The following is a 20,222-nucleotide window of genomic DNA, read 5'->3' as shown; positions in this document are numbered from 1 at the left end:
GAGCCTGACGATTGTAACGCCGGGGATCGGGCCGCCGTGAAGTAAACTCGGGGCATCCGAAACCCACTGAAATTGGTGCCATGGCAACCAACTACGAATCCGAGATCACCCAGTTCCTGAAGGACTACAAGAAATCCCATCCTGGCACCGAAGAGCGCCAGCGCGAGGGACGCGCCCGCCTCTGGGACAAGCCGCAGGACCAGGAACTGCTCGAAGGCTTCCGCGCGGCCCGCGTGCCGCAACGGCCGTACGTGTATCAGGCAGACTGATACCCTTGCGGCAAACATGGTCCAGACCCCCTCGGTGCCGGGCGATGCCCTGGCCAAGCTAGTGGAACCGTCCGTCGACAGCACGCCCGACACCATCGACAGCGTGGCGTTCGCGCGCCTGTATGGCGAGCCGCTGTTCCAGATGCCGACGGACCTGTACATCCCGCCCGATGCGCTGGAAGTCTTCCTCGAAGCCTTCGAAGGGCCGCTGGACCTGTTGCTCTACCTGATCCGCAAGCAGAACTTCAACGTTCTGGACATCCCCATGGCGGATGTCACGCGGCAGTATCTGTCGTATGTGGACCAGATCCGCATCACCAACCTCGAACTGGCCGCCGAATACCTGCTGATGGCGGCCATGCTCATCGAAATCAAGTCGCGCATGCTGCTGCCGGTCAAGAAGACCGACACCGGCGAAGAGCCCGAGGATCCCCGCGCCGAACTGGTCCGCCGCCTGCTCGAATATGAGCAGATGAAGCTGGCCGCCCAGAAGCTCGACAAGCTGCCACAGCTGGGCCGCGATTTCGTCAGCAGCCAGGCCGTGGCCGACCTGAGCGTCGAGCGCGCGCTGCCCGACGTCAGCGTGGACGACCTGCGCGCGGCCTGGGCCGACATCATGAAGCGCGCCAAGCTGAACCAGCACCATCACATCACGCGCGAGCAGCTCTCGGTGCGCGATCACATGACGCACATCCTGCGCCGGCTGAACGACGTGCGTTTCATGGAGTTCGGCGACCTGTTCATGGAGCGCATCCGCGAGGGCGCGCCCGCGGCGGTCGTCGTCGTGCATTTCATCGCCATGCTGGAGCTGGCGCGCGAATCGTTGCTGGAGATCACGCAGGCGGAGCCGTATGCTCCGATCTACGTGCGCCTGGCCTACACCAGCGTGGCGGCGGTCGCGGCCTGATCCTATCGGGCTGCCACCCACCCCGGAGAGTCCCTTGAAAGTCGTACACACCATCCAGGAATTGCGGGATCACCTGCGCGGCCAGAACCGCGTGTCGTTCGTGCCCACCATGGGCAACCTGCACGAAGGCCACCTTGCGCTGATGAAGCTGGCGCGCCAGCACGGCGATCCCGTCGTCGCCAGCATTTTCGTGAACCGCCTGCAGTTCGGGCCGAACGAGGATTTCGACCAATATCCCCGCACGCTGGCCGCCGACATCGAAAAGCTCGAAGCGGCCCGCGACGTCTATGTGCTGTTCGCGCCCAACGAGCGCGAAATGTATCCCGAGCCGCAGAGCTACCGCGTGCAGCCCCCGGACGACCTGGGCGACATCCTGGAAGGCGAGTTCCGCCCCGGCTTTTTCGCGGGCGTCAGCACCGTCGTGCTCAAGCTGTTTTCCTGCGTGCAGCCGCGCGTGGCGGTCTTCGGCAAGAAGGACTACCAGCAGCTCATGGTGGTGCGCAACATGTGCCGCCAGTTCCAGCTGCCGGTCGAGGTGCTGGCCCACGAGACCGTGCGCGCGGCCGACGGCCTGGCGCTGTCGTCCCGCAACCGCTACCTGACCGACGCCGAGCGCGCCGAGGCGCCGGCCCTGTACGCCGAGCTGCAGGAGATCGGCCGCCGGCTGGCCGCGGGCGAACGCGACGCCGCCGCGCTGGAACGCGAAGCCGCCGACCGCCTGACGCGGCGCGGCTGGAAGGTGGATTACGTGGCCCTGCGCCGCCAGCGCGACCTCAAGCGCCCCGAGGCCGCCGACCTGCAGGCCGGCGAACCCGTCGTGGCGCTGGCCGCCGCCAAGCTGGGTTCCACGCGCCTGATCGACAATCTGGAACTGGCCTACACGGCCTGATTTCCCGGCCGAATTACCCGGCCCGCCGGGGAGGGGCGTTTTCATCCGCCCCTGTCAGAATTGCCAGCTTACGCATAGCGCGCTGGCGGCGCAGACTGCTTGCAATCCTCCGTTGCAAGCGAGTCGCCCCATGCTCTCTCCCCATCCAGATCTCGACACCGTCCTGTCCTCCCTGACCGCCCGCGAACGCCAGATCGTGGAGTACGTGGCGGCGGGCCGCGCCAACAAGGTCATCGCCATTGACCTGGGCATTTCCCTGCGCACGGTAGAGGCCCATCGGGCCCGCATCTTCGCCAAGCTCGACGCCCGCAACGCCATGCAGCTTGCCTGCCGCCTGTGCGCGCATGCCCGATCGGGCGCCTCGCCGGTGCCGGGGGCGCAACGCGCAGCCCACCACCCGCTGCCGCCGCCGGACCGACCGGCCCTGGATACCCGGGTCCTGCACGAGCCCGTCCGCGCCTACGACCCCTGTCCGCCTGCGCCGCCCGGTCCGCCTACGCCGCCCGGTTCGCCTGCACCGCCCGATTCACCTGCACCGTCGGGCCCGCAACGCGCAGGCGCGCATCCGCCCGAATGGAGCCCAAAATGAATCCGGGCCTGGCGAACATGGCGTCCGTCAGGCCCGGGCTATCTTGTGCCGGCAATGCGGCGGTCAGTTGTCGCGACGAGGCATCAAGGGCACTTGGGCGCCGGGGCGCTGGCCAATTCGTCGATCGGGTCCAGATCCGGCTGGCGGGTCAGGTTGTAATTCAGGTTGGGAGTCTGGCCGCCGATGGACCGCACGCGCAGCACGTTGTTGGCCGCGACCACGAATTCCACGCGGACGTTGCCCTGGCCGTCCATCAGGATGACGCGGGGCGGGCGTTCGTCGGTGGCGTCCCAGCAGCCCTGCTCGGATACCGGGGGCCCCTTCTTGGGGTCGTTGTCCAGGTAGGCCGTGCGGCCGCGCCAACGGCCGTTGGGCGCCAGGGTCAGCGTCACGCGCTGCGCCGTGCACTGCATGGCCGGCGAAAAACACGGCAGGGTGCCCATATAGGTCTGGGGCTGCGGCACCAGGCTGTGCGTGATGCCGCTTTGCGCCGGGGCGGGGGCCGCGGCCGCCGGGGCCGATGCGCCGCCGGAGCCGCCCGCGCCGGTGTCGGCGCCTTCGGGCATGGCCTGGCCGTCTTCGGTGGTCTGGCCGGCCGGGACGGCCTGCTGATTCTGGTTCTGTTGACGGCGCGCGTCGGGCTTGAGCTCGATCTGCACCTGCGACGGGGCGCGGATGACGCTGCGGTAACCCGCGCCGGAGCCCTGATACTGCGCGTCGGTGACGGTGCTTTCGGGGGGCAGGTCGTAATAGCCTTCGGCTTTCTGCTTGGCGCAGCCCGATACGCCTACCACGGTGCCCGCTAGCAGCAGCCCCATGACGCTGAGTTTGCGGGAGCGGGAAACGATGTCGACGCGCGCGGCCATGGCAGCTTATCCGTGAATTGAGTCTGTCTCCGATTTTACGCACTTATGCGAAGATTCGATACGTTCCCCTAAGCCGTTCCAGGATATCGCCGGCGCTTATGCACAAATTACGACATGGCCGCGGGCGGCCACTCATCCCTTGCGCCATCGCCGGCAAGGCGGATGGGCAGGCGCGTCCAAACCTGCAAACGGCGTGACCGCGATGTGGCAAGTCTTCGACATGCCTGCGGGCGTCTTCATCGGCGTGGCCGCGCTGGCCGGCCTGTTCGTCGGCAACTGGCTGACGGTGCTGACCCATCGGCTGCCACGCATGATGGAACGCGAATGGCAGGCGCAGTGTCTGGACGCCATGGGCAAGCCGCGGCCCGCGGACCGCTATGGCCTGCTGTCGCCGGCCTCGCATTGTCCTGCCTGCAAGGCGCCGGTCACCGGCGTGGGACGGATCCCGGTGCTGGGCTGGCTGCTGCTGCGCGGGCGGTGCGTTGCCTGCCACGCGCCCATCGGGTGGCGCTATCCCGCCATCGAACTCCTGAGCTGCGCGCTGTTCGCGGCCTGCGCGGTGCGCTTTGGCGCGACGCCGATCGCCCTGGCGGCCATGGGCCTGTCGGCGGCCTTGGTGGCGCTGGCCTGGATCGACCTGGAATCGACGCTGCTGCCCGACGTCCTGACCCAGCCGCTGCTGTGGGCGGGCCTGCTGGTCAATTTGTTCGGGGCGTTCACCAGCCTGCAGACCGCGGTGATCGGCGCGGTGGCCGGCTATCTGTTCCTGTGGGTTATCTTTCATGTGTTCCGTCTGCTGACCGGGCGCGAAGGCATGGGCCAGGGCGACTTCAAGCTGCTGGCGGCGCTGGGCGCATGGTTCGGCATCGAAGCCTTGCCCATGCTGCTGCTCAGCGCGTCGCTGGTGGGCGTGCTGATCGGCGGGGCGCTGACCCTGGCCGGCCGCGCCAGCCGCGGCCAGCCCTTGCCCTTCGGACCGTATCTGGCGTTGGCGGGCCTGGTCATGCTGCTGCTGGGCGGCGACCAGGGCGTGCTGGGGTTCATGCGTTAGACGTGAACCCGGCAGACGTGAACCCCGGCAGACGTGAACCGAATGGCCTGCGCGCCGGACTCGGCAAGGCAGCCGCCATCAACGCAAACTGAGGAAAGGCAGCATGTTCAAGATCGGTCTTACGGGCGGCATCGGATCGGGCAAATCCCGCGTGGCGGACCTGTTGGCGCAGTGGGGCGCGGCCCTGGTCGATACCGACGCGATCGCGCATGCGCTCACCGCCGCGGGGGGCGCCGCCATGCCGGCCATCGAACGCGAATTCGGTCCGCAGGCGCTGACGCCCGAGGGCGCGCTCGACCGCGCCTGGATGCGCGCGCAGGCGTTCGCCGACCCGCAGGTGCGACGGCGCCTGGAGGCCGTGCTGCATCCGGCCATCGGCCGCGAGACCGAGCGCCAGGCCGCCGCCGCGCGCGGATCGTATCTCGTCTTCGTGGTGCCGCTGCTGGTCGAGTCCCTGGACCGTTGGCGCTCGCGCGTGGATCGTATCTGCGTGGTCGATTGCGATCCCGATACGCAGGTGGCCCGGGTGCGTCAGCGCAGCGGGCTGACGGAGCCTGACATCCGGCGTATCATGGCGGCACAGGCTGCGCGGGCACGCCGGCTGGAGGTCGCCGATGACGTCATACTCAACGACGCCACGACAACGCCGGACCAGTTGCGCGCGCGGGCGTTGATCCTGCATGACCGCTGGCTGGCGCTGGCGGCCACGACGGGCCGGTAAGCCAGCGGCTGCCGGCACCCCTGAAAATTCTTGGCCCCGCCGGCCAACCACTGATAGGGCCTGTAAAACAGCGTGATCGTCTACGAATATCCCTTCAATGAGCGCATCCGTGCTTATCTGCGGCTGGAATACCTGTTCGACAGGCTGTTCTTCTTTGCTCGCGAGGGTGACTCACGCCAGCATCAGGTTGCCGTCACGTCACTGTTCGATCTGCTCGATGCGTGCGAACGCACCGACGTGAAGGGATCGGTGTTGCAAGACCTCGAACGCCAGCGCCTTGCGCTGGTCGGCCTGCGCGATCATCCCGGCGTGGCGCAGGACGCGCTCGAAAGCATGCTGCGCGATCTGGAAAGGGTGGCCGGCGCGCTGGCCGCGCCCGGCAAGACCGGCCAGTCGCTGCGCGAAAACGAATGGCTCACCAGCCTGCGCGGCCGGCTGTCGGTGCCGGGCAGCGCCACGCAGGTGGACATGCCTTCCTACTATGCCTGGCAGAACAAGTCCGAGGCCGCCCGGTGCGCGGACCTGCAGGCCTGGGTGTCGCCCTTCGTCCCGCTCTATGACGGCCTGACGCTGGCGCTGCGCCTGTTGCGCGAGTCCGGGCGCAAGACCGACATCGTCGCCGAGCAGGGCGCCTACCAGCAGATGCTGGGCGGCAAGCAGTTCCAGCTCCTGCGCGTTTGGGTGGATCCCACGCAAGGGGTCTTTCCCGAGATCAGCGCCAATAAGTACATGATCTGGATACGTTTTTCCACTCAGGATGGGGAGTTCAAGCCCCAGCAGGTGGCGCGCGACGTGCCTTTCGCGATGACCCTGTGCAGTTCGTAGGCGCAAGTTACGCACGGTTTCGCTGCCCGGATAGCTGTTGCGGGTAGTTTCAGCCTGAGGGCCCCGGGCGTCGAAACCGGGACGGTCTAGTAGACAATACGGCTTTCCTTCCGAGTGTGCCGGAACCGTTTCCATGTCCGATAGCCGTCCTGTATCCCCATCCGCCCGCTGGAGCCGCCGCCGCATCGTCGGCCTGGTCCTGCTGCTGCTCGTTGTTGCGGCAATCGCCTGGATGGTGCTGCGGCCTTCGGCCAAGCAGGGCGGGCCTGGCGGGCGCCCCGGCGGCAGGCCGCCCATGGCGGCCATGGCCAACATGCCTGTCCCGGTTCGTATCGCCACCGCCACCCAGCAGGACATCGACATCTTCCTGCGCTCGCTGGGCACCGTCACCGCCTACAACACCGTCACCGTCAGAAGCCGCGTCAGCGGCGAGCTGGTGGACGTTGCTTTCCAGGAGGGCCAGCAAGTCAAGGCCGGCGACCTGCTGGCGCAGGTCGATCCGCGCGCGTTCCAGGTCGCCCTGGACCAGGCCCGCGGCACGCAGATGCAGAACCTTGCGCAGCTTGAAAACGCCAAGCGCGACCTGCAGCGCTACCAGGCCCTGTACAAGCAGGACTCCATCGCCCGCCAGCAGGTCGATACCCAGGCCGCGCTGGTGCGCCAGTACGAGGGCGCGGTCAAGAGCGACCAGGCCAACGTCGACAACGCCAAGCTGCAGCTCGACTACGCGCGCATCACCGCGCCCATCAGCGGGCGGCTCGGCCTGCGCCAGGTCGACCGCGGCAACCTCGTGTCCAGCTCGGACACCAACGGCCTGGTGGTGATTACCCAGACCCAGCCGATTTCCGTAGTGTTCACGCTGCCTGAAACCCAGTTGCCCGACGTGCGCGCCGAACTGGCCGCCGGCAAGACGCTGGCGGTCGATGCCTATGACCGGGCCGACACCCGCCGCATTGCGACGGGCACCCTGGAAACGCTGGACAACCAGATCGACGTCGCGACCGGGACGCTCAAGCTCAAGGCCCGGTTCGACAATACCGACGACGCGCTTTTTCCGAACCAGTTCGTCAACGTGCGGCTGCACGTCCTGACCCGCAAGAACGTGACCGCCATCCCGACGGCGGCCGTCCAGCAGGGCTCGGCCGGCGCGTTCGTGTTCCTGGTGCAGCCCGACGACACGATCGCGGTGCGCCAGGTGAAGCTGGGCGCCATCAACAGCGGCATGGTCGCCGTCAATGAAGGTCTGCAGCCGGGCGACCGCGTCGTCACCGAAGGCACCGACCGCCTGCGCGCGGGCGCCAAGGTGGAAATCGTGGGCGGCGCCCAGGTCATTCCCGCCACCCGCGACAAGACGCTGGGCGCGGGCGCGCCGGCCGGCACCACGCCCGCCTCCAAATAAGCCGAGAACGCCGTGAGCCCGTCGCGCCTTTTCATCCTGCGCCCCGTGGCCACCACGCTGTCCATGGTGGCCATCCTGATCGCGGGCCTCATCGCCTACCGGTTCCTGCCCGTTTCCGCATTGCCGGAAGTGGACTACCCGACGATCCAGGTCGTGACGCTGTACCCCGGGGCCAGTCCCGACGTGATGACCTCCCTGGTCACCTCGCCCCTGGAGCGGCAGTTCGGCCAGATGCCCGGCCTGAACCAGATGTCGTCCACCAGTTCGGGCGGCGCGTCGGTCATCACGCTGCAGTTCAACCTGACCCTGCCGCTGGACGTGGCCGAGCAGCAGGTGCAGGCGGCGATCAACGCCGCCTCGAACCTGCTGCCGTCCGACCTGCCGGTGCCGCCCACCTACAACAAGGTCAACCCCGCGGACGCGGCCGTGCTGACGCTGGCGATCACCTCGCCCACCATGCCGCTGCCGCAGGTTCGCGATCTGGTCGACACGCGCGTCGCGCAGAAGCTGTCGCAGATTCCCGGCGTGGGCCTGGTCAGCGTGGCGGGCGGCCAGCGGCCGGCCGTGCGGGTCCAGGTGAACCCGCAGGCGCTGGCGGCCAATGGCCTGTCGCTGTCGGACCTGCGCACCGCCATCGTCGGCGCCAACGTCAACCAGCCCAAGGGCAACCTGGACGGGCCGCAGCGCTCCACCACCATCAACGCCAATGACCAGCTCAAGTCGCCCACCGACTACAACAGCCTGATCATCGCGTACAAGAACGGCGCGCCGCTGCGCCTGGCCGACGTGGCGCGCGCCGTCGAAGGCGCGGAAGACACCCGGCAGGCCGCGTGGGCTGGCGACAAGCCCGCCATTCTGCTGAACATCCAGCGCCAGCCGGGGGCCAACGTGATCGACGTGGTCGACCGCATCCAGGCGCTGATGCCGCAACTGCGCGCCGCGCTGCCGGCCACGCTGGACGTGGCCGTGGTGTCCGACCGCACCCAGACCATCCGCGACTCCGTCGCCGACGTGCAGTTCGAGATGCTGCTGGCGGTGGGGCTGGTGGTCATGGTGACCTTCATCTTCCTGCGCAGCCTGACGGCCACGCTGATCCCCAGCGTCGTCGTGCCGCTGTCTTTGGTGGGCACGTTCGGGATCATGTATCTGGCGGGCTTTTCCATCAACAACCTGACGCTGATGGCGCTGACGATCGCCACGGGCTTCGTGGTGGACGACGCCATCGTCATGATCGAAAACATCGCGCGCCACATCGAGGAAGGCGAGAAGCCGATGCAGGCCGCGCTCAAGGGCGCCTCGCAGATCGGCTTCACGCTGATCTCGCTGACCCTGTCGCTGATCGCCGTGCTGATCCCGCTGCTCTTCATGACGGAGGTCGTGGGCCGCCTGTTCCGCGAATTCGCGATCACGCTGGCGGTGGCCATCCTGATTTCGCTGGTGGTGTCGCTGACCCTCACCCCCATGATGTGCGCGCGCCTGCTGCGCCCGGAATCCGAGACCCGGCACGGACGCTTTCACCAGGCCACGGGCGCCTTCATCGACCGCGTCATCGCCGCGTATGACCGCATGCTGCAGGTCGTGCTGCGCCACCAGACGCTGACCCTGGTGGTGGCGGTGGCCACGTTCGCGTTGACCGTGCTGCTGTACCTCGTGGTGCCCAAGGGCTTTTTCCCGCAGCAGGACACCGGTCTCATCCAGGCCATCACGCAGGCGCCGCAGTCCATCTCCTTTGCCGCCATGTCCGAGCGCCAGCAGGCCGCCGCTCGTCTGGTGCTGGAAGATCCCGACGTGCAGGCCGTGTCGTCGTTCATTGGCGTGGACGGCAGCAACGCCACGCTCAGCGCCGGCCGCATGCAGATCGCGCTGAAACCCCAGGCCGAGCGCAGCAGCGACCTGCGCGCCGTGATGGCCCGGCTGCAGGAGACCCTGAACCGCCAGGACGGCCTGACCGTCTACATGCAGCCGGTGCAGGACCTGACCATCGAAGACCGGGTTAGCCGCACGCAGTATCAGATGACCTTGTCCAATCCGGACCTCAAGGTCCTGAGCGAATGGACGCCCAAGCTGGTCGACCGCCTGCGCAGCGTGCCCGGGCTGATGGACGTCACCGACGACCTGCAGGACGACGGCCTGCAGACCTGGGTCGAGATCGACCGCGACGCGGCCTCGCGCCTGGGCATCACGGCCGCCGTCATCGACGAGGCGCTCTACAACGCCTTCGGGCAGCGGCTGATTTCCACGATCTTCACGCAGTCCAACCAGTACCGGGTGGTGCTGGAGGTGCAGCCGCAGTTCCAGATGTCGCCCAGCGCGCTGGGCCAGATCCACGTGCCCACGTCCTCGGGGGCGCAGGTGCCGCTGTCGTCCGTGGCGCACATCAGCGAAGGCAGGACGGTGCTGGCCGTCAACCGGCTCGACCAGTTCCCCATGGTGACGGTGTCGTTCAACCTGGCGCCGGGCGCGTCGCTGTCCGATGCCGTGCAGAACATCGTGGCGGCCGAGGCCGAGATCGGCATGCCGGCCGGGGTGGAAACGCGCTTCCAGGGCGCGGCGCTGGCGTTCCAGAATTCGCTGTCCAGCACGCTGTGGCTGATCCTGGCCGCCGTGGTCACGATGTACATCGTGCTGGGCGTGCTGTACGAAAGCTACATCCATCCCATCACCATCCTGTCCACGCTGCCGTCCGCGGGCGTGGGGGCGCTGCTGGCGCTGCTGATCAGCGGCACCGAGCTCGACATGATCGGCATCATCGGGATCATCTTGCTGATCGGCATCGTCAAGAAAAACGCCATCATGATGATCGACTTCGCGCTGGACGCCGAGCGCAAGCGCGGCCTGTCGCCCCGCGAGGCCATCCACGAGGCCGCGCTGCTGCGCTTTCGGCCTATCCTGATGACCACGCTGGCCGCGCTGTTCGGCGCCTTGCCGCTGATGCTGTCCACCGGCACGGGCGCTGAATTGCGCCAGCCGCTGGGCCTGGTCATGGTGGGCGGCCTGCTGCTGTCGCAAGTGCTGACGCTGTTCACCACGCCGGTCATCTACCTGATGTTCGACCGCATGTCCCGCCGCTGGCGCGGCGCCGCGTCGGCGCCCGCCGGAGACGCCCGATGATCCTGTCGGCCCCGTTCATCGTCCGGCCGGTGGCGACCACGCTGCTGAGCCTGGCGGTCGTGATGGCCGGCATGCTGGCGTTTTTCCTGTTGCCGGTGGCCCCGCTGCCGCAGGTCGACATCCCCACCATTTCCGTGTCGGCCAGCCTGCCCGGCGCCAGCCCCGAGACCATGGCGTCCAGCGTCGCCACGCCGCTGGAGCGGTCGCTGGGCAGCATCGCGGGCGTCACCGAAATGACGTCGCGCAGCTCGCAGGGCTCCACCCGCATCACGCTGCAGTTCGACCTGTCGCGCGACATCAACGGCGCCGCGCGCGACGTGCAGGCGGCCATCAACGCGGCGCGCTCGCTGCTGCCCACCGGCCTGCGCAGCAATCCCACGTATCACAAGTCCAATCCGTCCGACGCGCCGATCATGACCCTGGCGCTGACGTCCGGCACGCTCAGCCAGGGCCAGCTCTACGACCTGGCCTCCACCATCGTGGCGCAGAAGCTCTCGCAGGTGGACGGCGTGGGCGAAGTCACGGTCGGCGGCAGTTCGCTGCCCGCCGTGCGTGTCACGGTGTTGCCTGGGGCGCTGGCCAACCAGGGCGTGTCGCTGGACGAGCTGCGCGCCACGCTGGCCAATGCCAATGCCAACCGGCCCAAGGGCGTGCTCGAGAACGACCGCTACCACTGGCAGATCATGGTCAGCGACCAGCTCAGCCGGGCCGAGCAATACCGGCCGCTGATCGTGGCCTGGCGCGACGGCAGGCCGGTGCGCGTATCCGACGTGGCCAGGGTCGAGGACTCGGTCGAAGACCTCTACCAGACCGGCTTCTACAACGACCGCAACGCCATCCTGATGGTCGTGCGGCGGCAGGCGGACGCCAACATCATCGAAGCCGTGGACGCCGTGCGCGCGCAGCTTCCGGTGCTGCAGGCGCTGATGCCGGCCGACGTCAGCATGACGGTCGCGCAGGACCGTACCCCCAGCATCCGCGCGTCGCTCCACGAGGCCGAGCTGACGCTCGTCATCGCCGTGGGACTGGTGGTGCTGGTGGTGCTGCTGTTCCTGCGCCGCTGGCGGGCGGCCATCATCCCCAGCGTGGCGGTGCCGGTGTCGCTGATCGGCACGTTCTGCATCATGTACCTGTGCGGCTACACGCTGAACACCATCTCGCTCATGGCCCTGATCGTGGCCACGGGCTTCGTGGTGGACGACGCCATCGTGGTGCTCGAAAACATCATGCGGCACGTCGAGCGCGGCATGTCGCCGATGCGCGCCGCGCTGCGCGGTTCGCGCGAGGTGGGCTTCACGGTGCTGTCGATGAGCCTGTCGCTGGTGGCGGTGTTCATCCCCATCCTGCTGATGGGCGGCGTGGTCGGACGCCTGTTCCGCGAGTTCGCCGTGACCCTGTCGGCCGCCATCCTGGTGTCGCTGGTGGTGTCGCTGACGCTCACGCCCATGATGTGCGCGCGCCTGCTGCGCCCGGAGCCCAAGGATGAGAAGCCGCAGGGCCGCCTGGCGCGCTGGTCCGAGCGCGCCTTCGAGTCCATGCAGGACGGCTATCGCATGTCGCTGGGCTGGGCGCTGGCGCACGGCCGCCTGATGATGCTGACCCTGGCGGTCGCCGTAGGCCTGAACATCTACCTGTACACCGTGGTGCCCAAGGGCTTCTTCCCGCAGCAGGACACCGGCCAGCTCCTGGGATTTTTCCGCGTGGACCAGGGCACGTCGTTCCAGGCCACGGTGCCCAAGCTGGAGGCGCTGCGCAAGGTGGTGCTGGCCGACCCGGCCGTGCAGAGCATGACGGGCTACGCGGGCGGACGCGGCGGCAGCAACAGCAGCTTCATGCAGATCCAGCTCAAGCCCCTGGAAGAACGCAAGGTGTCGGCCGACGTGGTCATCAACCGCCTGCGCGCCAAGCTGCAGAACATGGCGGGCGCGCGCATGTTCCTGGTGTCGCAGCAGGACATCCGCATCGGCGGACGCCAGAGCCAGGGGTCCTACGACTACACCCTGATGTCCGGCGACCTGCAACTGCTGCGCACCTGGATGCCCAAGGTGCAGCAGGCCATGGCCACAATCCCGGAGATCACCGACGTCGACGCCGACGTCGAGGACCGCGGCCGTGAGATCAACCTGGTCATCGACCGGGAAGCCGCGACGCGGCTGGGCATCAGCATGGCCACCATCTCCACGGTGCTGAACAATTCGTTCAGCCAGCGCCAGGTGTCGGTCATGTATGGGCCGCTCAACCAGTACCACGTGGTGCTGGGCGTGGACCCGAAGTTCGCGCAGGACATCCAATCGCTGCGCCAGGTCGAGGTCATCACGGCGGACGGCGCGCGCGTGCCGCTGTCGGCGTTCACCAAGCTCGAAAACGCCAACGCGCCGCTCAGCGTCAGTCACCAGGGCCTGTTCGTGGCCGACACCATCTCGTTCAGCCTCGCGCCCGGCGTGTCGCTGGGGCAGGCGACGGCCGCCATCGACAACGCCGTGGCCCGCATCGGCCTGCCGTCCGACCAGATCCAGGCGGGCTTCCAGGGCACCGCCGCCGCGCTGCAGGAAACGCTGGCGCAGCAGCCCTGGCTGATCCTGGCCGCGCTGGTCACCATGTACATCGTGCTGGGCATCCTGTACGAGAGCTTCGTCCATCCGCTCACCATCCTGTCCACCCTGCCGTCGGCGGGCCTGGGCGCGCTGCTCGCGCTGCTGCTGGTGCGCTACGACTTCACGCTGATCGCGCTGATCGGGGTGTTCCTCCTGATCGGCATCGTCAAGAAGAACGCCATCATGATGGTGGACTTTGCGCTGGACGCCGAGCGCCACCACGGCATGACGCCGCGCGACGCCATCTTCCAGGCGTGCCTGACGCGCTTTCGCCCCATCATGATGACGACCATGGCGGCCATCTTCGGCGCGCTGCCGCTGGTGCTGGCCACCGGCGCGGGCGTCGAGATGCGCCAGCCGCTGGGCATTACCATCGTGGGCGGTCTGGTGCTGAGCCAGATCCTGACGCTGTACACCACGCCCGTGGTCTATCTTTACCTGGACCGCTTCCGCCTGTGGGCCGCGCGCCGGCGCGCTTCGCGGGGCGGGAAATCCGCTTCCATCGAACACACATGATCCGTACCAAGCCGTTTCACCACGCCTGCCTTCCCCGCGCCGCGGCCACGATTGCGCTGTGCGCGCTGCTGGGCGCCTGCGCGGTCGGGCCCGACTACCAGCGCCCGGCGCTGGACGTGGGCGCCGCCTACAAGGAAGGCCAGGTCGAAGTGCCCGGCTGGAAACCGGCGCAGCCGCGCGACCAGGCCGAGCGCGGCGAGTGGTGGAAAGTCTATGACGACCCCGTCCTGAACGGGCTGATGGACCGGCTGAACGCGTCCAACCAGACCATCGCCCAGGCCGAGGCCAACTACCGCCAGGCGCTGGGACTGGTGCGCGGCGCGCGCTCGGGCTTTTATCCCACCGTCGGGGCAGGGGCGGGGATGACGCGCGCGGGCAGCGGCGGCCAGAGCGGCTCGTCGTCCGGATCGGGCAGCAGCGTGTACAACCAGTATTCGGTCACGGGCAGCGTGAGCTGGGAGCTGGACCTCTGGGGCCGCGTGCGCCGCAGCGTCGAATCCTCGGAAGCCAGCGCGGCCGCCAGCCTGGCCGACCTGGGCGCGACCCGCTTGAGCGCGCAGGCGGCGCTGGCCCAGACCTATCTGCAATTGCGCGTGCTGGACGAGCAGAAGCGCCTGCTGGACGCGACCGTGGCCGCCTATGAAAAGTCCTTGCAGCTCACGCAGAACCGCTACGAGGTCGGCGTTGCGGGCCAGGCCGACGTGGCCGTGGCGCGCACGCAGCTCGAAAGCACGCGCGCGCAATCCATCGACCTGGACTGGCAGCGCGGGCAGTACGAGCATGCGATCGCCGTGCTGATGGGCCAGGCGCCGTCGCAGTTCAGCCTGCCGCCGGCGGTCTTCGCGCTGAAGCTGCCGCAGATACCGGTCGGCCTGCCGTCCGAGCTGCTGGAGCGCCGTCCCGACGTGGCGGCCGCAGAGCGCCGCGCCGCCGCCGCCAATGCGCAGATCGGCGTGGCGCAGTCCGCCTGGTTCCCGAGCCTGATCCTGTCGGCCGACGGCGGTTTTCGCAATGGCGAGTTCGCCGAGCTGCTGACCGCGCCCGCGCGCTTCTGGTCCCTGGGCCCGGCGCTGGCCTTGACGATCTTCGACGGCGGCGCGCGCGAGGCCCAGGTCGAACAGGCCCGCGCGTCGTACGACGCGCAGGCGGCGGCCTACCGCCAGGCGGCCCTGACCGGCCTGCGCGAGGTCGAGGACTACCTGATCCAGCTACGCGTGATGGAACAGGAGCAGATCGTGCAGCGCCGCGCGCTGGAATCGGCGCGCGAATCGCTGCGCCTGATCCAGAACCAGTACAAGGCCGGCCTGGTCGACTACCTGAGCGTGGCCGTGGTGGACGCCACGGCGCTCAACAGCGAACGCAACGCCCTGAGCCTGCTGGGCGACCGGCTGCTGGCCAGCGTCAACCTGATCGTCGCGCTGGGCGGCGGGTGGGAAGGCCTGCCGGCGGAGCAGACCGCGCGCGCGGACGCGGCGCAGACCCCGGGGCCGCAGGCTTCCGGGTCGCAGAGTCTCCCGGCCCAGTCCCCCCCGGCCCAGTCCGCCGCGCCCCGGTCTCCCTAGTTGCGGCGGTCAAGGCTCCGCACGGGCATCCCGATGCGCTGACGCCAGGCCGCCGGCCGTGCGATCCGCGCCGTCCTACAGTCCGACCGCCTTCAAGTCCGGCCGCTGGCGGTGCCAGTCGGTCACGGCCTGGAACGCCATGCCGATCCTGCCGAGCACGCCTTCGTCATTGGGCTTGCCCAGCAATTGCACGCCCAGCGGCAGGCCGTTAGCGGTGAAACCCGCGGGCAGGGCCAGGCCGGATGCATTGACGTAGTTGCCGGCGCGCGTGAAGGCGGCCAGCGGCGTGGCCGCCTCGTCGACCTCTTCCAGCCTGCGCGCGCCGAAGGGCGCGCTGGGGGTGAGCACCGCGTCGAAATCACTCATCCAGTCCAGCCAATCCCGGCGCGCCTGCGCGTGCGCCTGCAGCGCGGCGATGTAGTCCGCGGCCGACAGGCCCTTGCCCGACAGCACGCGGGCGCGCACGTACTGGCCGATGGGCTGGGCGGAATCTTCGATGTAGCCGCGGTGGACGGCATAGGCCTCGGCGGCGATGATCTGGCCGTTGCGCTGCATCATCTCGCGGAAATCGAAGGGGAAGGGCGTCTCGGACACATCGGCACCCAGGCCGGCCAGCACGCGGCGCGCGTCGTCCAGCGCGGACAGCGCGTCGGCGTCCACGGCGATTGGATGCTGGGATGAGGGCATCAGCGCAATGCGCACGCCACGCAGCGGTTGCGCGCCATTGGCGAGTTCGCGGTACCGGAAGGCAGGTATCCCCAGCGTCAGCGGATCGTGCGCGTCGGGGCCCGCCATCAGGGCGGTAAGCAGCATCGCGTCGCGGGTGTCGCGCGTCAGCGGGCCGATGGTGTCCAGCGTGGTCGACAGCGCCACCGCCCCGTGCAGGCTGATCAGCCCGCGCGTCGTCTTGAGTCCGGTAACGCCGTTCAGGGCCGCGGGTATCCGCACCGAACCGCCCGTGTCCGAACCCAGCGCGGCGGGCGCCAGTCCAGCAGCCACGGCTACGCCGGATCCGCTGGACGAGCCGCCCGGAACACGCCGCTGCCGCAGATCCCAGGGATTGCGCGGCGTGCCCATGACGGGGTTCGTGCCCCAGCCGCCGAATGCGAATTCGACCATGTGGGTCTTGCCCAATATCACCATGCCCGCATCCAGCAGGCGCGCGACGGCGGTCGAGGTCACGCCGCTGCGGCGATCGCGCCAGGCCTCGGATCCGGCCGTGGTGACCTGGCCCTGGATCTCGCACAGATCCTTCACCGCCACCGGCACGCCGTCCAGCGGGCTGAGCAGGCCGTACCCGGCGCGGCGGCGCGCATCGGCGGCCTCGGCCAGGCGCAGGGCCCCGGCGCTGTCCACGCTGACATAAGCGCCCAGCGCAGGATTCGCCTGGTCGATGCGGTCCAGGAAGTGGCGCGTCAATTCCACCGAGCTGTAGAGGCCCTTGGCCAGGCCGTCCGCCAGTTCGCCCAGCGTGGCAAATGCAATTTCAGACATGTTTTCCTCGGGTTGATGTGCCGGCCGCGCATGCGGCGCACGGCCGGCTGCGCTACGTGCTGCTAGCGCTTGTTCCAGTCAGGGGTGGGGTAAACAGGTTTCGCGGTAGCGACGTCCGCCGGCCATACGGGCACCATGCCCTTGCCGGGCAGCAGTTGCACCACCGGGAACGGCATCAGCAGTTGCTTGCCGGTGTCGTCGATGGCATAGGGGCCGGCCATGACCGTGAGCTTGCCCGACAGGTCCAGCGACGCCTGCTTGAGCGCCGCGGCGTCCGTGGTGGCGGCCTTCTTCACGACCTCTTCCGTGATCGCGCCCGCGCCGTAGGCCAGGGCCGTCTGGAAATCGGGCGGGAACTCGGCCTTGGGGAAGCGCTGGTCGTAGGCAGCCGCGAACTGCTCGCGGCTCATGCCCGCGTTCACGTTCCAGTTGATCGCCGGGTGATAGTTGGTATGGCTGTAGATGTAGTTGGCGTCTGCGCCAATGGCCTGGAACTGGGGCGTCGACGCGTACACCATGAAGACGTACGGGAAGTTGATGTCCAGCTGCTTCATCTGGCGCGTCATGCTGATCAGGTCGCCCTCATAGGACGTCGGCACCAAAGCCTCGGCGCCCGCCGCGCGCGCCTTCTGCAGGATCGTGCTGAAGTCCTTCTGGCCCTTTGGGTACTTCTCGAACATCACGACCTGCATGCCGTTCTTGGTCGCCTGTTCGCGGCCGCCTTCGGCCAGGCCCGCCGGGAACGGTTCGTCGGAATACAGCAGCGCCACTTTCTTGACGCCCTGGTTGGCAGCCAGTTCCATGTTGGCGCGCAGCATGGCGGACACCGGCATCTGGGTGCCGGACACCATGTTTTTGAAACCCTGCTTGTAGAGATCGTCGCTGGCGGCCGACCACACCATCATGTACTTGCCCAGCCGTTCGGTCACCGTGGCGGCCGCAGCCGTCAGCGTGGAGCCGAAGGGCGCAAACACCAGATCGACTTTTTCATCGACAATCAGGCGTTCGTAGACGCGGGTGACCATCTGCTTGTCGCTGCGGTCATCCAGCTTGACCAGCTCGACGGGGTATTTCCTGCCCTTGATGTCGATGCCGCCGCGGCGGTTGACGTCGTCCACCCACAGCTCCACGCCGCGCACGCCGGATTGCGACGCGAGAGCGAAGCTGCCGGTGGACGAGACGGTCATGCCCACGCGGATCTTGTCCGAGTTCTGGGCGGCGCCCGTGGCGGGGGCCAGGACGGCGATGGCCATGGCCAGTGCCGGCAAACGGAACAACCAGGATTTAACGTACATGGGATGTCTCCAATCGTTATAGATTCTGGGCCCTCTTCCTGCCGCGTAGCAGGGATCGATAACCCGGTATTGGGCAATAATTGCCCAATACGCGACACAGCGTATAACAAATAGGCATGGAGCGCACGCCTTGAATAAATTGAACTATCGTCAGACCGAAATGCTGTGGGCCATCGTCATGGCCGGCTCGATCAGTGGTGCGGCCCGTCTCTTGAATATTTCGCAGCCGGCGGTCAGCCGGATGTTGGCCCACACCGAAAAAGCCATGGCCGTGACGCTGTTCGAGCGGGTTCGCGGGCGGCTTCGTCCAACCCCGCAAGTGCATAGCCTGTTTGAGGAAATCGAGAAAACCCAGCGCATGATGCAGCGGGTCAACGACCTTGCCGATGCGTTGTCCGAGCACGGCACGGGCGTGCTGCGCCTGGCCTCCATTCCCAGCCTGGCGCAGTTTCTGGTGCCTCGCGCCGTGGCCCGTTTCCAGCAGCAGCATCCCGAACTGCTGCTGCGCCTGAACACCTCGGTCCTGCCCAGCCTGATCACCGATGTGCTGCAGGGCGAAGCCGAGCTGGGGCTGGTGGTGATGCAGGCCGATCATCCCTTCCTGACCTCCCAGCCTCTGCATGTAGGGCGCATGGTGGCGGCCATTCCCAAGGCCCACCCGCTGGCGGGCCGGGATTCCGTCAGCCTGGCGGATCTCTCGCCGCATCCTCATATCGTGGTCGGAACTCGCATGCCGTTCGGCATGCTGGTGCTGGGCGCTTTCGAGCAGGCCGGGTTGCCCTGCAGGATGTGCGCCGATGTCCCGTGGAGTCAGCTTGCGTGCGCGCTGGTCAATGCCGGGGTGGGCATCGCCATCGTGGATGAATTCACGGTCATGCAAAACACCATGCCGGATGTCGTGATCGTGCCGCTGCAGGAGTGCATTCCCCTGAATATCTCGGCCGTCTATGCCAGCAACCGGGAACCGTCGCAGATCGCCATGCAGTTCATCAAGGAGCTGCGCGAGGTTCTGGCGGAGGCATTTCCTGCTGCCGATAAGGGTTAATCCTTAACTTGCAGTTATGGTTTGAACTGTTCATAATCGCCTCCAAATAGAGCGGCCATCCACCCCGAGACGGCCCGGAGGAAGACATCATGAGCAGCAGTCCCGCCCTGGCGGCGGGCGCGGCTTCGCATCGCGCGCAGGATCTGCGCGCAGTGCGGTTGCGCACCCGCATCGCAGTGACCCTCTTTGCCGCTCTGGCGGCTGGCCTGGCCGTGATTCCCATGGCGACCTCGAACATCTCGTTCGCGTTCTACCTGATGCTGTGGATCACCATGGCCAGCGCCATGAACATCTGCGTGGGATTCACCGGCTATCTGCCGTTCGGATACGTGGTGTTCTACGGCGTGGGCTCCTACGCCACCGGCATCTGCTACAAAATCCTGGGCTGGCCCATCCTGCCGTCGCTGCTCGCAGCAGGCGGGACTGGCGTGGCGATCGCGCTGCTGCTGGCGCCGACGCTACGCCTGCGCGGTGTGTATTTCGGGATCGTGAGCCTGGCGCTCGCCACCATCGTCAAGCTGGTCATTTCCAACCTGCCGCAGTCGTTCACGGGCGGCAGCATGGGCATCATCCTGTCCAACGCCAACAATCCCACGCACAGCTATTACGCGATGCTGATCGTCATGGGCGCGACGCTGGCCACCGTTACCTGGCTCTCCGTGTCGCGGCTGGGCCGCGCGCTCAAGGCCATTCGCGATGACGACGGCGCGGCCGCGTGCGTGGGCATCCACGTTCCCAATACCCGCCTGAAGGCCTGGCTGCTGGCCGCCCTGTTCCCGGCGCTGGCCGGCGGCATCGAGGCCTGGTACACCAACGTCGTCGACCCGGAGTACGCCTTCCACGTGCTGATCACGGCAAAGAGCATCATCTATGCCATGGCGGGCGGCTTCGGCACCATCCTCGGGCCCGTGGTCGGGACGCTGGCGCTGCTGGGCGTCGACCACCTGATCTGGCAGAAATTCCCCGTGGTGAACCTGCTGCTGCTGGGCCTCATCATCGTGTTGCTGATGCTGTTCCTGCCGCGCGGCATCGTGGGCAGCCTGATCAAACGCAAGCCGCAATTGCGCCGCTACATCGCCTGAGGAACCG

15 protein-coding genes and 1 pseudogene are annotated in these 20,222 nt (G+C 67.7%); 13 read left to right on the top strand and 3 right to left on the bottom strand.

Annotated features, from left to right (window positions below; genetic code table 11):
• Nucleotides 1-80: 80 nt before the first annotated feature.
• The 4 genes from ACZ50Q_RS25885 (at nucleotide 81) to ACZ50Q_RS25870 (ending at nucleotide 2,654) form a co-directional block, all read left to right on the top strand.
• A complete protein-coding gene (locus tag ACZ50Q_RS25885; protein ID WP_092579915.1) occupies nucleotides 81-269 on the top strand; it encodes a DUF3460 family protein in 189 nt (62 codons plus the stop codon).
• Nucleotides 270-285: 16 nt separating this feature from the next.
• Nucleotides 286-1,176 (top strand): segregation and condensation protein A, encoded by an 891-nt coding sequence (locus ACZ50Q_RS25880; protein WP_076518667.1) that lies wholly within the window; start codon nucleotides 286-288, stop codon nucleotides 1,174-1,176.
• A 34-nt stretch (nucleotides 1,177-1,210) separates the two neighbouring features.
• A complete protein-coding gene (gene panC / locus ACZ50Q_RS25875; RefSeq protein WP_464079940.1) occupies nucleotides 1,211-2,065 on the top strand; it encodes a pantoate--beta-alanine ligase in 855 nt (284 codons plus the stop codon).
• 130 nt (nucleotides 2,066-2,195) lie between these two features.
• Nucleotides 2,196-2,654 carry a response regulator transcription factor gene (locus tag ACZ50Q_RS25870; RefSeq protein WP_464079939.1) on the top strand — a complete coding sequence of 153 codons (459 nt, stop codon included), beginning with the start codon at nucleotides 2,196-2,198 and terminating at the stop codon, nucleotides 2,652-2,654.
• Nucleotides 2,655-2,737: 83 nt separating this feature from the next.
• Here ACZ50Q_RS25870 and ACZ50Q_RS25865 read toward each other — a convergent pair whose 3' ends face one another.
• The gene (locus ACZ50Q_RS25865) at nucleotides 2,738-3,520 is read right to left on the bottom strand and encodes a copper resistance protein NlpE N-terminal domain-containing protein (RefSeq protein ID WP_092579909.1); all 783 of its coding nucleotides are present in this window, start codon (nucleotides 3,518-3,520) and stop codon (nucleotides 2,738-2,740) included.
• A 202-nt stretch (nucleotides 3,521-3,722) separates the two neighbouring features.
• On the opposite strand from ACZ50Q_RS25865, the gene ACZ50Q_RS25860 reads away from it, so the two are divergent.
• The 7 genes and pseudogenes from ACZ50Q_RS25860 to ACZ50Q_RS25830 all read left to right on the top strand — a co-directional run bounded on the left by ACZ50Q_RS25860 (nucleotide 3,723) and on the right by ACZ50Q_RS25830 (nucleotide 15,299).
• On the top strand, nucleotides 3,723-4,571 hold the full coding sequence (locus tag ACZ50Q_RS25860; RefSeq protein ID WP_464079938.1) for a prepilin peptidase: 849 nt from the start codon (nucleotides 3,723-3,725) through the stop codon (nucleotides 4,569-4,571).
• 103 nt (nucleotides 4,572-4,674) lie between these two features.
• Nucleotides 4,675-5,368 (top strand): annotated as a pseudogene (gene coaE, locus ACZ50Q_RS25855) (dephospho-CoA kinase).
• Entirely contained in the window at nucleotides 5,365-6,117 is a 753-nt protein-coding gene (gene zapD, locus ACZ50Q_RS25850; protein ID WP_092579905.1) for a cell division protein ZapD, read from the top strand. Before coaE ends, zapD begins: the two are co-directional and overlap by 4 nt.
• A 133-nt stretch (nucleotides 6,118-6,250) precedes the next feature.
• Nucleotides 6,251-7,516 (top strand): MdtA/MuxA family multidrug efflux RND transporter periplasmic adaptor subunit, encoded by a 1,266-nt coding sequence (locus ACZ50Q_RS25845; RefSeq protein ID WP_464079937.1) that lies wholly within the window; start codon nucleotides 6,251-6,253, stop codon nucleotides 7,514-7,516.
• A gap of 12 nt (nucleotides 7,517-7,528) precedes the next feature.
• A complete protein-coding gene (locus ACZ50Q_RS25840) occupies nucleotides 7,529-10,627 on the top strand; it encodes an MdtB/MuxB family multidrug efflux RND transporter permease subunit (RefSeq protein ID WP_464079936.1) in 3,099 nt (1,032 codons plus the stop codon).
• Nucleotides 10,624-13,737, top strand: coding sequence for a multidrug efflux RND transporter permease subunit (locus tag ACZ50Q_RS25835; RefSeq protein WP_464079935.1), 3,114 nt, complete (start codon nucleotides 10,624-10,626; stop codon nucleotides 13,735-13,737). The genes ACZ50Q_RS25840 and ACZ50Q_RS25835 overlap by 4 nt, the downstream gene beginning before the upstream one ends.
• Nucleotides 13,734-15,299, top strand: a complete 1,566-nt coding sequence (locus ACZ50Q_RS25830; protein ID WP_464079934.1) for an efflux transporter outer membrane subunit — start codon at nucleotides 13,734-13,736, stop codon at nucleotides 15,297-15,299. Before ACZ50Q_RS25835 ends, ACZ50Q_RS25830 begins: the two co-directional genes overlap by 4 nt.
• Before the next feature lie 75 nt (nucleotides 15,300-15,374).
• Here the strand turns inward: ACZ50Q_RS25830 and ACZ50Q_RS25825 are convergent, their stop codons facing one another.
• Nucleotides 15,375-16,793: an amidase gene (locus ACZ50Q_RS25825; RefSeq protein ID WP_464079933.1), complete on the bottom strand. Its 1,419-nt coding sequence runs from the start codon at nucleotides 16,791-16,793 to the stop codon at nucleotides 15,375-15,377.
• A 62-nt stretch (nucleotides 16,794-16,855) separates the two neighbouring features.
• On the bottom strand, nucleotides 16,856-18,088 hold the full coding sequence (locus ACZ50Q_RS25820; RefSeq protein ID WP_464079932.1) for an amino acid ABC transporter substrate-binding protein: 1,233 nt from the start codon (nucleotides 18,086-18,088) through the stop codon (nucleotides 16,856-16,858).
• Nucleotides 18,089-18,248: 160 nt separating this feature from the next.
• On the opposite strand from ACZ50Q_RS25820, the gene ACZ50Q_RS25815 reads away from it, so the two are divergent.
• Both ACZ50Q_RS25815 and ACZ50Q_RS25810 read left to right on the top strand, forming a co-directional pair.
• Nucleotides 18,249-19,133: a LysR family transcriptional regulator gene (locus tag ACZ50Q_RS25815; RefSeq protein ID WP_464082039.1), complete on the top strand. Its 885-nt coding sequence runs from the start codon at nucleotides 18,249-18,251 to the stop codon at nucleotides 19,131-19,133.
• 89 nt (nucleotides 19,134-19,222) lie between these two features.
• On the top strand, nucleotides 19,223-20,215 hold the full coding sequence (locus ACZ50Q_RS25810) for a branched-chain amino acid ABC transporter permease (RefSeq protein ID WP_346518490.1): 993 nt from the start codon (nucleotides 19,223-19,225) through the stop codon (nucleotides 20,213-20,215).
• Nucleotides 20,216-20,222: the final 7 nt, after the last annotated feature.

Source organism: Achromobacter sp. T5-5, from assembly GCF_055397965.1.
This window is presented reverse-complemented; position numbering and strand designations above follow the sequence as displayed.